General features: G+C 53.1%; 1 protein-coding gene. It reads right to left on the bottom strand.

Annotation, left to right across the window (positions count from 1 at the left end; translation table 11 throughout):
* Positions 1 to 393 (bottom strand): phage tail-collar fiber domain-containing protein (locus AC1RPJ_RS07825; protein ID WP_481762850.1); only part of this gene is annotated, 393 nt, incomplete at its 3' end.
* Positions 394 to 439: the final 46 nt, after the last annotated feature.

The raw sequence follows: 439 nt of genomic DNA, 5'->3' as shown, positions 1-439 counted from the left end.
AAGGCAGTGCAACGAATAAGTTTTGACGGTCGCAGCCGTCATATTCGGGTACTTAAGCTGTTGCTTTTGGAATACGGCCTTGGCAAACAGTACGTCGCCCGGCAGATACAGGCCTACCTCACCGAACTCGAAGTAGCCTGCATCAGGCGGCAGTTCACACAAAATGTCGAGCGTATCGGGCGCAACAAAGTTGTAGGTAGTTGGAACACCTGTGTACAGTGTGTTGCCGTTCAGCCCGGTGTCTGTGCGTTGCGGGGTGTAACCGTAACCGTCAACCACTTTGAATGCTACGATCTGGATAGAGGGGCCAGTGGGCGTTGCCACTGAGGCCGCAGCCAAACCCACGTCTGTGATCAAAAACGACGCGCTGTTTGGAACAATTGGCGTTGACATGTTACGTTGTCCTTAGATTGTTGGGTCGGGCAGGATCGTGATCAAC

It is taken from the genome of Dellaglioa sp. CoH-57-MRSF-17 (genome assembly GCF_056782015.1).
The sequence above is the reverse complement of the archived record's forward strand: the minus strand, read 5'-3'. Positions and strand labels throughout refer to the sequence as shown.